We start from the raw sequence: 11,490 nt of genomic DNA on the forward strand, positions 1-11,490 counted from the left end.
CTCCTCCTTCTACTTACGCTTCCTCGTCGACTCCCTTTTCAAGTGCTTTCCACGCGAGCGTGGCGCACTTGATGCGAGCCGGAAACTTTGAGACACCAGACAACGCTTCGATGTCGCCTAGGTCGAACGTGTCTGTATCGTAGTCTTTCCCTTGGACCATCTGTGAAAAGATGTTGGCCAGTTGGAGCGCTTCGTCTACAGACTTGCCTTTTACGATTTGGGTCATCATCGATGCCGAGGCGAGACTGATTGAACAGCCTTCCCCTTCGAACTTGGCATCTTTCACGATTCCGTCTTCGACTTGAAGTTGGAGTCGGAGTGAATCCCCGCACGTCGGGTTGTTCAAATCGATCGTCACGCCATCTTCGATGACGCCACGGTTTCTTGGGTTTTTATAATGATCCATGATGACTTGTCGGTACAACATGTCGAGGTTGTTAAAACTCATAATTGAAATACTCCTTCGTTTGACGTAACCCTTCGATGAAGCGATCGACTTCATCTCGTGTGTTATACAAGTAGAAGCTCGCTCGGGCAGTCGATGATTGCTTCAGGAGGCGCATGAGCGGCTGGGCACAGTGATGACCGGCCCGTACCGCGACCCCTTGCATATCTAAGACGGTCGCAAGGTCGTGGGCGTGGACGTCGTTCAAGTTGAACGTGACGAGCCCGACGCGCTCCTCAGGACCGAAGATTTCGATCCCTTCGATCGTACGCATCTGTTCGATGGCGTACGTCACGAGCGCCCGTTCGTGTGCCTCGACATTCTCGAGACCAAGGTCTTCTAAAAAGTCGATGGCGGCAGCCAAACCGACGGCACCGGCGATGATCGGTGTTCCCGCTTCAAAGCGGTACGGGATGTCTTTCCACGTCGACTCATACAAGTCGACGTAATCGATCATCTCGCCGCCGAACTCGACCGGCTCCATGTTTTTAAGCAGCTGTTTCTTCCCGTACAAGACACCGATCCCGGTCGGGCCGAGCATCTTATGGCCAGAGAAAGCAAGGAAGTCACAATCGAGCGCTTGGACGTCAAGCTTCCGGTGCGGTACGCTCTGCGCCGCATCGACGACCATGACCGCACCTTTTTCGTGGGCGAGTTTCGCCACTTCCGCGATTGGGTTGATCGTGCCGAGCACGTTCGAGACGTGGCTCATGGCGACGATCTTCGTCCGGTCCGACAACACTTCCCGCACCGCGTCGAGTGTGATCCGGCCGTCTGGCGTCATTTCGACGTAACGGAGTTTCGCACCTGTGCGTTTGGCGAGCTGTTGCCACGGAATCAAGTTCGCGTGGTGCTCCATCGGTGTGAGAACGATCTCATCTCCCGCGCTGACGTTGGCGTCCCCGTAACTTGAAGCGACAAGGTTAATCGCCGTCGTCGTCCCCCGAGTGAAGATGATCTCTTCCGGTACTGAGGCGTTGATGAATGAACGGACACGCTCCCGTGCCCCTTCATACGCATCCGTCGCGTGCGTGCCGAGCGTATGGACGCCACGGTGCACGTTCGAGTGGATACGGCGATAGTAATCCTCGATCGCCTCGATGACAGCAAGCGGTTTTTGGGAGCTCGCCGCGCTGTCGAGATAGACGAGCGGATGGCCGTTGATTTCCTGATCTAAAATCGGGAACTGTTTACGAATCGAGGCATCAATCATCTTAACGCACTTTCCCTTCGATGACTTCACGGAGACGGTCTTTGACCGACTCGATCGCGAGTTGCTCGACGACCGGGTTCAAGAATCCGTGAATGATTAAACGTTCTGCTTCTTTACGTGACAGACCGCGGCTCATCAAGTAGTACAACTGAATGTCGTCGACGCGTCCGACTGAAGCGGCGTGGCCGGCCATAACGTCATCCTCATCGATGAGGAGGATCGGGTTGGCGTCACCCCGTGCTTTTTCAGATAACATGAGAACGCGTTCCGTTTGGACACCGTTCGACTTCGAGGCACCGTGATGAATCATCGATGTCCCGCTGAAGATCGCTGTTGCCGAGTCTTTTTGAACACCGTGGATCAAGATGAACCCTTCCGAAGACTTCCCGAAGTGGTCGGTCCGGATGTTGAAGTTTTGTTTCTGTGCGCCACGACCGATCGTGACCGCTTTCGTATTCGAGTACGTGTTGTCTCCGACGAGATGCGTCTTCGTCTCGACGAGCGAGTTGCCGTCGTTCATATGTCCGAGTGCCCAATCAAGATGAGCGTTCTCGTAGACGACACCGCGGCGGTTCATGAACGTGAGTGCGGACTCAGCGAGCTGGTCGACCCCACCGAATACGACTTTCGCGTTCGCTCCGACGAACACTTCCGTCACGGCGTTGACCGTGTGCGGCTCATTCGTGTTCGACAAGAAACTTTCGACATACGTCACTTCACTGCCTTCGTCGGCGACGACGATCGTATGGTGGTACAACGAACCGTTCGCTTGTTCCATCGTGAAGATGGCTTGGAGCGGGTCTTTCAATTGCATGTTTTTCGGGACGTACAAGAAAGCCCCACCGTTCGTGAGCGCTGCGTTCAAGGCAGACAAGCGATCTTCGTCAACCCGAACGCCTTCTGTCATGAAGTATTTCTCGACGAGGTCCGGATGTTGTTCCATCGCTTGTTGGATTCCCATGAACAAGACGCCTTCCGGCATCGTAAGTTCGTTATAGACGACATGACCGTTGCGTTCAACGAGCACGTTTGTCCGGTGGTCTCCGAGCAATGCTTCGATTTCAGGCGTCAACCCGTCAAGCTTCGCGAGTTCGACGTCTCCGCTTGTGAAATCCCATTTATCAATCTTGATCTTTTCAACTTTAGGCAAGGCGAGAGTCGGCGCAAGTTCTGCTGCTTCTTTACGTCGGTTGACCATCCATGCTGGTCCACCGAGCGCCTCTGCACGTGCCGCTACTGCTTGTGCATCTAATTCAAATTGTACGGTCATCGTACAGCCCCCTTACGCTTCTGTGTCTACTGTCATCCCAAGATCTTGCTTCACCCAGTCGTAACCTTCTGCTTCGAGTCGTTGTGCGAGCTCTTTGCCACCCGACATGACGATTTTCCCGTCGATCATGATGTGGACGAAGTCTGGCTCGATATAGTTGAGGAGACGCTGATAGTGCGTGATGATCAAGCAACCGAACTCTTCAGTGCGCATTTCGTTGACGCCTTTGGCGACGACTTTGAGCGCATCGATATCAAGACCTGAATCGATCTCGTCAAGAATCGCGATGTTCGGTTTGATCATCATCATTTGAAGGATCTCGTTACGTTTTTTCTCTCCGCCCGAGAAGCCTTCGTTCAAATAGCGGTGTGCCATTTCTGAAGGGATCTCAAGAACGCCCATCTTCGAATCGAGTTCGCGGATGAATTTCATAAGTGAGATCTCTTCGCCTTCTTCACGGCGCGAGTTGATCGCTGAACGCAAGAAGTCGGCGTTTGTGACACCGCTGATTTCAGCCGGATATTGCATCGCGAGGAACATGCCTGCTTGCGCGCGTTCGTTCACTTCCATCTCGAGGACGTCTTCTCCGTTCAAGTCGACGCTTCCTCCTGTCACTTCGTACAATGGATGACCCATGAGGGCAGATGCGAGTGTTGATTTACCAGTCCCGTTAGGACCCATGATGGCGTGAATTTCGCCACCTTTAATTTCAAGATTAAGACCTTTGACGATCTCTTTTCCTTCGATTGAGACGCGGAGGTCATCAATTTTCATGTGTGGTACGTTAGACATTCGGATACCCCTTCCGTTTTCTCGCCATTTGTGGCGTAGATTAGATATATTCTAATCTTAATCTAGGCAATTTTTTATTTCAAGCGACTCACCTTATATTTCATTCTCAATAGAACATAAATGTTGAGAATGAGAACATCGGGAAATCAAGATGTTATCCAACATTTTCCTCGACTTGAGCCGAATTCGCTTGTTTTTCCCGTAGCGCGCCGGTGAAGAAAAAGGCGCCACACGCGGTCAGAACGGCTAGGCTCCCAAATACAGGGAGCGACGCGTTGTCGAAGCCGTCGAGCAGCAGTCCGCCGATGACCGGCCCGATCGATTGACCGAGTGCCGTCAACCCCATCGCCCCGAAATACGTGCCACGCAAATATTCCGGTGCCAACTCGTCCGTCAACACGTCCGTCATCGTGAACATGAGCACTTCCCCGACCGTGAAGATGACCATCGCGACGAACAATACCCACACCTCGGCAGCGAAGCCGATTAACAACAGCCCAATCGAGAGCGTCGCGATCCCAAAGAACAGCGACTTGATCGGTGAGACGCGAATGCCGAACCGCATGATCGGATACTGCACGATGAGCACGGTGATCGCGTTGACCGTCAACAGATAAGCGAACAGGCGCGACCCGTCACTGAATCCGTCGTGAAACGCGATGAACTGCGGCAACGTCGAATTGAATTGACTGTAGCCGATGATGGCGAAGATCATGCCGATGATGACGAAGCGGAACGTCTTGTCTTCTTTTAACACACGGAACGTCTCCGTCAGGCGCGGCCGGACTTTGACGCCGTCCCCTTCTTCAAACGGATATTTCCGGAACAACGTCGAGATGACGAGGCCGTAAAGGACATAGACGGCGGTCACGACGAAGAACGCGCTCTTCGCTCCCGTAAGTGATAAGACGACCGCAAGGAGCGGTCCGATCGCCGCAGCGATGTTGATCATGAAGTAGCGCACGTTATAGACGATGACACGCTGGTCAGGTTGCGTCGTGTCGCTGATCAAGGCCCGAGACGCCGGTTCAAGGAATGAACGTGAAACGCCCATCAATACCGAAAATATGTAAAACCAAATCAACTCGGTCGCGAGCGCGAAGCCGGTGAACGTCAAAGCGTTCAAGCCGATACCGATCAACATCAGCTGCTTGCGCCCGTAGCGGTCAGACAGCGTCCCCCCGAAAAAGCTCATAAATAGACCGGATAATGCCGACGTCGCGAACACCGTCCCGATCACGCTCGCCGAGAAACCGAGCGTCGCGAGATAAATCGCAAAAAACGGCATGACAAAAAACGTCGACAGCCGTGCAAAAAATGTACCGAACAAGACGCCTAGCGTCAGCGGATGAATCTGTCGTATGCTCACCCGGATCCCTCCCTTTTTCTACATATAAATAGTTTACTTCTATTATTGAAGCAAAACCACTGCAAACAAAAAAGGCCCGGGATGTCCCGAGCCTAAAATCAATCATTATTTAACCGGTACGACCGCACCTTTGTACTCATCCAAGATCCACTGTTGTGTCTCTTCTGATGTCAATACTTCAAGGAGTGCCTTGACGCGCTCATCGTCCTCGTCGCCTTCACGCGTGACGATCAAGTTGACGTACGGTGAGTCTTCGCCTTCAAGAGCGATTGCGTCTTCGAGCGGGTTGAGGCCGGCATCGATCGCGTAGTTCGTGTTGATGAGGACGGCATCGCCTTCACCGTTGTTGAACGCTTGCGGGAGAAGTGCCGCTTCGACGTCCGTCTTGAACTTCAAGTTTTTCGGGTTGTCGACGATGTCAGCGACTGTCGCGTCTGTCGTCTTGCCGTCAGCGAGCGTGAGCAAGCCTTCTGTTTGAAGCATCGTCAAGATTCGTCCGTGGTCAGCGACCGACGAGCTCATGATGATTTCAGCGCCGTCCGGAAGCTCATCGAGTGATTTGTAGTCTTGTGAGTAGACACCGATCGGCTCGATGTGGACGCCGCCGGCTGAAGCGAATTTATAGTCTTTGTTCTCAGCCATTTGTGACTCGAGGTACGGCTCGTGTTGGAAGTAGTTCGCGTCGAGCTCGCCATTCGCGAGCGTTTTGTTCGGGAGCACGTAGTCTTGGAACTTCTTGATTTCAAGCGTGTAGCCTTTTTCTTCATATTCGTCTTGGACGTGCTCTAAAATCTCGGCGTGTGGTACGTTCGACGCGCCGATGATGAGCGTCTTATCGTCGCCCGAGCCTGATTCTGAGTCCCCGCCGCCACATGCCGCGAGAATTGTGAGTGCTGATGCTGCTGTCAATCCGAGTACTGTTTTCCATGATTTCATTATGATACCCTCCAAATTTTCTATTTGATCAAGCGGAACGCTTGTCGATTTTTGAGACGAGTCGATCGCCGATGAACTGAACGACGAAGACGATGACTAAGATCAATACGGTCGCGACGAACGTGACGTCGCTTTGTGAACGCTGGAACCCTTCGAGGAACGCCAAGTTCCCGAGGCCACCGCCGCCGACGACTCCGGCCATGGCCGTGTAACCGACGATGGCGACGATCGTCACCGTGATGCCTGACACGATGGCCGGGAGTGCTTCTGGGAACAACACTTTATAGACGATCTGCCATTTCGTCGCGCCCATCGACTCGGCCGCCTCGATGACGCCGCGGTCGACTTCACGAAGCGCGAGCTCGACCATGCGCGCATAGAACGGGGCCGCCCCAATGATGAGCGCCGGGAGCGCCGCCGTCGAGCCGAGCATCGTCCCGACGATGAGGAGTGTGAACGGGATGAGCAAGATGATCAAAATGATGAACGGGATCGAGCGGAACACGTTGACGACCGCGCTGATGATCGTGTAAATCGGACGATTCTTCGTCATGAGCGGTTCGTTCGTGACATATAAGAGCATGCCGAGGGCGAGACCGATGACGAATGTCGCGGCTCCCGCGACGAGCGTCATATAGAGCGTCTCCCACGTCTGTTCGAACATGACTTGCCAATCTACATTAGGAAACATCGTTTTCCACCTCCACTTCCACTGCCTGCGACCGGATTGAGGCGATCGCCCGCTCGACTTCAGCCGGCTCTCCGATCAATTGGATGAATAGCGTCCCGAGCGCACCGACTTGCGACTGCGTCACGTTACCGCCGATGATGTTGAAGCCGATGTCGTGCTGTTTCAACACTTCCGATAAAATCGGCTGTTCGGCCGTCTCGTTCAAGAATTTGAGCTTGACGATTTGGCCGCTCGGATAACGTGCTTTCAAATGCTCGAACGTGAGCGACATGTCGTCGACGGCACCGATCTGTTTGACGAACTCTTTCGTGATCGGCTGTTCCGGATGTTGGAACACGTCCGCGACTTGGCCGGTCTCGACGACCTTCCCTGCCTCCATGACGGCGACGCGATGACAGATTTTTTGGATGACGTGCATCTCATGGGTGATGAGGACGATCGTCAGTCCGAGTTTCTTATTGATGCTGACGAGCAGTTCGAGGATCGAATCGGTCGTCTTCGGGTCGAGTGCGCTCGTCGCTTCATCGCAGAGGAGCACATCTGGATTTGTAGCGAGCGCGCGGGCAATCCCGACTCGCTGTTTTTGACCGCCCGATAGTTGCGACGGATAGCTGTCTTCACGTCCGGCGAGACCGACGAGATCGACGAGCTCTTGGACGCGGCGTTTGCGTTCACTGGCCGGTACCCCGATCAGTTCGAGCGGGAAGCTGATGTTCTCAGCGACCGTGCGCGACCATAACAAGTTGAAGTGTTGGAACACCATCGAGACGTTTTTGCGCACCCCGCGCAGTTCTTTCGGAGTGAGCTTCGTCAGCTCGCTCCCGGCGACGACGATTTCACCGCTTGACGGTGCCTCGAGCCGGTTGAGCAGACGAATGAGCGTCGACTTCCCCGCCCCTGAATATCCGATTATTCCAAAAATTTCGCCGCTCTCGATTGTGAGCGACACATCATCGACCGCCTGGACCCGACCGTTCTTCGTGTCGAACCATTTGGCCACGTTACGTAATTGAATCAATACCTTTCCCTCCTGACAACAAAAAAAGTACACACGTTTGAGCAAACGTGCGTACTTTATCGGTACGGACAACGATTGCTCTCATCTTCCAAGGTTCTCACCTTGCTGGAATTAGCACCATTTCGGATTGCTCCGCGGTTGCTGGGCGTCATAGGGCCAGTCCCTCAGCCTCTCTTGATAAGAGTGTTGTTTATTCGATTAGCTTTATAATAGCGACACATTATTTTCATGTCAAACTATTTTGTGCGAAAAATCAAAAAAAGGTGCCATCCGAGGATGACACAGAACGTAGCACCTTGAGTCACGGAAGGACAACCCATAGATGAAACTCTTTTGCCCGATCAGAGTGTTCATCCTTATATGGGGGATTCAAGCCATCCATCACTCGGCCTTAGAACGTACCGTGCGGTTACGCGGTCGGTGTCCCTGCGCTTGATTTTTTTGGGGGACAATCTAAGGGAAGGTCCACCTAAAAGTCGCGTAAAGTGATGCACCGGCTGTTCTAAAACGTCTTGATGGCTGGAAAATCTCGTCCTATATTGTGTTCAAGTAAGATGTTGTAATGAATATACCATTCGTGAACTTTCTGTGTCAACTGATTATTTAAAATTTTCTGATTATTCTAATCATCCTATCTCATTTAACGAAAGATAGGACGTGCTGCACGTTTTGAAACGCATATAATCGGTCTTCGACTTGGCCGTCTTTAAGCTTTAACAGCGCCGGTACGCTCATCACTTGATACGCTTCTAACTCTTGCGGGATAAAGTTGGCGTCCTGCTTGTCGATCGCGAGTGTCGGGTCGACCGCTTCGACGACCGCGAGCATCCGCTCGGCCACAGCGCATGTTCCACACATCGGGGCGTATATATATAACAATCCGTCTGAAATCATTTTCTCTCACCTCTTCTATAAGTATATGAATGTGAGTCGATCTGTTCAAAAGTTGTGCTCAACTGGAAAAATCTGAATAGTTCAACATTTCTTGTTGACGCTCGCCCAAAAGAGGCATAGTATGGTCATTAACTTTATCGCTTTCGTACATAACAGCAAACACGTAGAAAAGGACAGGTGAATCCACCCATGACGGAACAAACGAAACTGACAGGCAAACAATTTTTGATGAACGTATTGAACGGACTCAGCCTCGCCATTTTAATCGCCCTCATCCCGAGCGCGCTCCTCGGCGAGCTCACGAAAGCAATCCTTCCTTATTTTCCGTCGCTACAGTTCATCTTAGATGCGACGACGATCGCGATGCGCCTCTTACCCGTCATCATCGGTGTAGCCGTCGCCATGCAGTTCGGACGTTCTGCGCTCGAGGCCGGCACGATCGGCATTGCGACCCAGGTCGGGAGCGGCGCCATCCGCATCGAGGAAGGTGCGTTCCTCATGGCCGGAATCGGTGACGTCATCACGGCCGGCGTGACGGCCGCACTTGCGACATATATGGTCATGCAGTTGTCACCACGATTAAAGACGTACACCGTGCTCGTCTTACCGATGACGGTCATCGTCATCGCCGGCGGGATCGGCATGTTCTTACTCACGTACATCTCCCAGATCACGACGTACATCGGCACCATCATCATGACGATGACTGAACTCCAGCCGATTATGATGGGCATGTTGATCGCGATGGCGTTCTCGCTCATCATCGTCTCTCCGATCTCGACGGTCGGGATCGCGACGGCGATCAGCCTGTCCGGTGTTGCCGCTGGTGCCGCCAACCTCGGTGTCGTCGCGGCCGGCTTCGGTCTCGCCATCGCCGGGTGGCAGATGAATGCCACCGGGACATCGATCGCCCACTTTCTCGGCTCACCAAAAATTCAAATGGCGAACTTCGTCCGTCGTCCGATCATGATGCTGCCTGTGCTCGCGAACGCGGCCATTCTCGGGGCGCTAGCCGGTATCCTTCGTATCGAAGGGACACCGATCAGTGCCGGCTTCGGCGTCTCCGGGCTCATCGGACCAGTCAACGCCCTGCACTTGATGCCAGGCGGCTTCGCCCTATGGAACGTCATGCTCGTCATCGTCTTGTTCGGCCTCATTCCGGTGACGCTCGGGATTGTCTTCTATCGCCTGTTCAACCGGACATCACTCATCCAGCCTGAACATTACCGCCTCGACTTCGACTAAATCAAAAAATCCCGGGTTCTCATAAAGAGAAACCGGGATTTTTGTTAGCCTTGAATCATCGTTTCATATTCTTCGGCTGACATGAGTTTGTCGACGTCCGTTGAATCGTTTAACTCGACTTCGATCATCCATGCGCCTTCGAACGGTGCTTCGTTGACGAGTTCCGGCGAATCCGCGAGTGATTCGTTTACCGCCGTGATTTTGCCAGAGATCGGTGCGTACAGTTCAGACACCGTCTTGACCGATTCGACCGAACCGAACGGCTCGTCGAGCAAAATCGTGCCGCCGACTTCAGGAAGTTCCACAAACACGATGTCCCCTAGTTCGCTTTGTGCGAAATCCGTGATCCCGATGCGGGCAACGCTTCCGTTCACTTCAACCCATTCGTGTTCTTTTGAATAACGTAGATTTGCAGGTACTTTGCTCATCTTGACTTCCCCCTCAAATAAATTAGACTCACATGTGTATTATAGCACTTAGCCCCAAACGTCTGTAAATGACTTTTCTGAAAAACCGACCGTCGATTTTTGACCGTCAGTGACGATTGGACGCTTTAAAAGCATACCATTGCTGACTAAAAGCTCGATTTGTTCGTCTTCTGACAAATTCGGGAGCTTATCTTTAATGCCTTCATTACGATACACTTGCCCGCTCGTATTGAAAAACTTTTTGAGCGGCAGCCCTGACTGTTGCCAGATCGACGCGAGTTCATCTTTTGACGGTGTCGCCTCGACGATATGAACGTATGTATACGCGACTTCGTTCTCCTTCAACCATTTCTCTGCCTTCTTACACGTACTGCATGGCGGATAGCCATATAGTGTCACCATATTTATCACCTCTTGTTTTACTGTAGCATACTCCATTCCCGCAAATCACGCTTCGAGCAAGCGTGCGATTTCTCGCTTCAGCGTTGCGTTGACCGGGTGACGCGCTTCGATATAGCTCAGCATCGCCGCGGCCGCTTCGACCGACTTGCCGTAACCTGGCAGCCACTCGTCGAGCCCGGCGACGAGCTCCGGGTGCCGTATCTCGACCCGGCGCGTCGGATTGAACGGGTCGCCCGTCTCTCCATGTGCTTTCAACACGTTGTTGACGGCCGCGACTTGGATGAGTTCGAAGCCGGCGAGCTTCTCTCCGCGTCGTTCACGGAGCAGACCGACGTACAGGTTCGTCAGCGCCTCTTCGTAGCAGTACGCGGCGCCTGGGACGTCCGTGACGAGCTTAGGCGTCGCAAACGATTCGAGCGCCTCATCCCGCTTCCAAACGATCCGTCCCGGAGTGTAGGCGATGTGCGGCATCTCGAACAGTTCGAACACGGCGAACTCCCCGTAAATGCCGTCCGTATACATGATCTTGTGGCCGTCTTTCGTGTTTTGGAATTGGTAAGCGATCGGTTCAACCTCGAGCCAGTCCAAGTTGTCGATGAAGCGGGTTTTTCGTCCGTCTTCGACGATCAAAAAGAAATCGAGGTCGGAGTAATCGTCGAGCCGCTCGGTCTCGAGGCCAATCGAACCGAGGGCGAGCAGCATGAGCGCCCCTTCTTTTGTCGCGACCGATTCCCCAATCCTTTTCATCCGTTCCAACAGCTGATCACGTCTCATGAACATTCCTCCT

Annotated in this window: 13 protein-coding genes and 1 riboswitch; of the genes, 1 reads left to right on the forward strand and 12 read right to left on the reverse strand. The window is 53.1% G+C overall.

What is annotated here, in order from left to right:
• Positions 1–13: 13 nt before the first annotated feature.
• The 9 genes from sufU to EVJ28_RS02835 form a co-directional block, all read right to left on the reverse strand.
• Positions 14–448 carry a Fe-S cluster assembly sulfur transfer protein SufU gene (gene sufU, locus EVJ28_RS02795; protein WP_070328745.1) on the reverse strand — a complete coding sequence of 145 codons (435 nt, stop codon included), beginning with the start codon at positions 446–448 and terminating at the stop codon, positions 14–16.
• A complete protein-coding gene (locus tag EVJ28_RS02800; RefSeq protein ID WP_070328744.1) occupies positions 438–1,658 on the reverse strand; it encodes a cysteine desulfurase in 1,221 nt (406 codons plus the stop codon). Before EVJ28_RS02800 ends, sufU begins: the two co-directional genes overlap by 11 nt.
• A 1-nt stretch (position 1,659) precedes the next feature.
• Positions 1,660–2,928 carry a Fe-S cluster assembly protein SufD gene (gene sufD, locus EVJ28_RS02805; RefSeq protein ID WP_131468281.1) on the reverse strand — a complete coding sequence of 423 codons (1,269 nt, stop codon included), beginning with the start codon at positions 2,926–2,928 and terminating at the stop codon, positions 1,660–1,662.
• Between the two features lie 12 nt (positions 2,929–2,940).
• Positions 2,941–3,702, reverse strand: a complete 762-nt coding sequence (gene sufC, locus EVJ28_RS02810) for a Fe-S cluster assembly ATPase SufC (protein ID WP_131443294.1) — start codon at positions 3,700–3,702, stop codon at positions 2,941–2,943.
• 172 nt (positions 3,703–3,874) lie between these two features.
• A complete protein-coding gene (locus tag EVJ28_RS02815) occupies positions 3,875–5,089 on the reverse strand; it encodes an MDR family MFS transporter (RefSeq protein ID WP_201738396.1) in 1,215 nt (404 codons plus the stop codon).
• Between the two features lie 105 nt (positions 5,090–5,194).
• Positions 5,195–6,025, reverse strand: a complete 831-nt coding sequence (locus EVJ28_RS02820; protein WP_131469781.1) for a MetQ/NlpA family ABC transporter substrate-binding protein — start codon at positions 6,023–6,025, stop codon at positions 5,195–5,197.
• A gap of 28 nt (positions 6,026–6,053) precedes the next feature.
• Positions 6,054–6,716, reverse strand: coding sequence for a methionine ABC transporter permease (locus tag EVJ28_RS02825; protein ID WP_131468275.1), 663 nt, complete (start codon positions 6,714–6,716; stop codon positions 6,054–6,056).
• Positions 6,706–7,734 carry a methionine ABC transporter ATP-binding protein gene (locus EVJ28_RS02830; RefSeq protein ID WP_131468273.1) on the reverse strand — a complete coding sequence of 343 codons (1,029 nt, stop codon included), beginning with the start codon at positions 7,732–7,734 and terminating at the stop codon, positions 6,706–6,708. The genes EVJ28_RS02825 and EVJ28_RS02830 overlap by 11 nt, the downstream gene beginning before the upstream one ends.
• A 78-nt stretch (positions 7,735–7,812) precedes the next feature.
• Positions 7,813–7,918, reverse strand: a riboswitch (SAM riboswitch).
• A gap of 452 nt (positions 7,919–8,370) precedes the next feature.
• Positions 8,371–8,628, reverse strand: a complete 258-nt coding sequence (locus EVJ28_RS02835) for a thioredoxin family protein (RefSeq protein WP_131468271.1) — start codon at positions 8,626–8,628, stop codon at positions 8,371–8,373.
• A 189-nt stretch (positions 8,629–8,817) separates the two neighbouring features.
• Between EVJ28_RS02835 and EVJ28_RS02840 the strand changes: the two genes are divergently transcribed.
• On the forward strand, positions 8,818–9,873 hold the full coding sequence (locus EVJ28_RS02840; RefSeq protein ID WP_131468269.1) for a PTS sugar transporter subunit IIC: 1,056 nt from the start codon (positions 8,818–8,820) through the stop codon (positions 9,871–9,873).
• A 44-nt stretch (positions 9,874–9,917) separates the two neighbouring features.
• On the opposite strand, the gene gcvH is transcribed toward EVJ28_RS02840, so the two are convergent.
• Genes gcvH through EVJ28_RS02855 form a run of 3 tightly spaced genes read right to left on the reverse strand, consistent with a single transcriptional unit; the run spans position 9,918 to position 11,477 of the window.
• Positions 9,918–10,301, reverse strand: coding sequence for a glycine cleavage system protein GcvH (gene gcvH, locus EVJ28_RS02845; protein WP_071397925.1), 384 nt, complete (start codon positions 10,299–10,301; stop codon positions 9,918–9,920).
• 48 nt (positions 10,302–10,349) lie between these two features.
• Complete coding sequence (locus EVJ28_RS02850) at positions 10,350–10,703, reverse strand: arsenate reductase family protein (RefSeq protein ID WP_131469787.1); 354 nt, start codon at positions 10,701–10,703, stop codon at positions 10,350–10,352.
• Positions 10,704–10,748: 45 nt separating this feature from the next.
• Positions 10,749–11,477 (reverse strand): hypothetical protein, encoded by a 729-nt coding sequence (locus EVJ28_RS02855; RefSeq protein WP_236634016.1) that lies wholly within the window; start codon positions 11,475–11,477, stop codon positions 10,749–10,751.
• Positions 11,478–11,490 lie beyond the last annotated feature (13 nt).

Origin of the sequence: Exiguobacterium sp. SH3S3, assembly GCF_004337115.1 — a bacterium.
Lineage (GTDB): Bacteria > Bacillota > Bacilli > Exiguobacteriales > Exiguobacteriaceae > Exiguobacterium > Exiguobacterium aurantiacum_A.

Excerpts from the sequence above, each read along its gene's own strand:
- sufU (WP_070328745.1), bottom strand. The coding sequence starts at position 448 with ATGAGTTTTAACAACCTCGACATGTTGTACCGACAAGTCATCATGGAT.
- EVJ28_RS02800 (WP_070328744.1), bottom strand. The coding sequence starts at position 1,658 with ATGATTGATGCCTCGATTCGTAAACAGTTCCCGATTTTAGATCAGGAA.
- sufD (WP_131468281.1), bottom strand. The coding sequence starts at position 2,928 with ATGACCGTACAATTTGAATTAGATGCACAAGCAGTAGCGGCACGTGCA.
- sufC (WP_131443294.1), bottom strand. The coding sequence starts at position 3,702 with ATGAAAATTGATGACCTCCGCGTCTCAATCGAAGGAAAAGAGATCGTC.
- EVJ28_RS02820 (WP_131469781.1), bottom strand. The coding sequence starts at position 6,025 with ATGAAATCATGGAAAACAGTACTCGGATTGACAGCAGCATCAGCACTC.
- EVJ28_RS02825 (WP_131468275.1), bottom strand. The coding sequence starts at position 6,716 with ATGTTTCCTAATGTAGATTGGCAAGTCATGTTCGAACAGACGTGGGAG.
- EVJ28_RS02835 (WP_131468271.1), bottom strand. The coding sequence starts at position 8,628 with ATGATTTCAGACGGATTGTTATATATATACGCCCCGATGTGTGGAACA.
- EVJ28_RS02840 (WP_131468269.1), top strand. The coding sequence starts at position 8,818 with ATGACGGAACAAACGAAACTGACAGGCAAACAATTTTTGATGAACGTA.
- gcvH (WP_071397925.1), bottom strand. The coding sequence starts at position 10,301 with ATGAGCAAAGTACCTGCAAATCTACGTTATTCAAAAGAACACGAATGG.
- EVJ28_RS02850 (WP_131469787.1), bottom strand. The coding sequence starts at position 10,703 with ATGGTGACACTATATGGCTATCCGCCATGCAGTACGTGTAAGAAGGCA.
- EVJ28_RS02855 (WP_236634016.1), bottom strand. The coding sequence starts at position 11,477 with ATGAGACGTGATCAGCTGTTGGAACGGATGAAAAGGATTGGGGAATCG.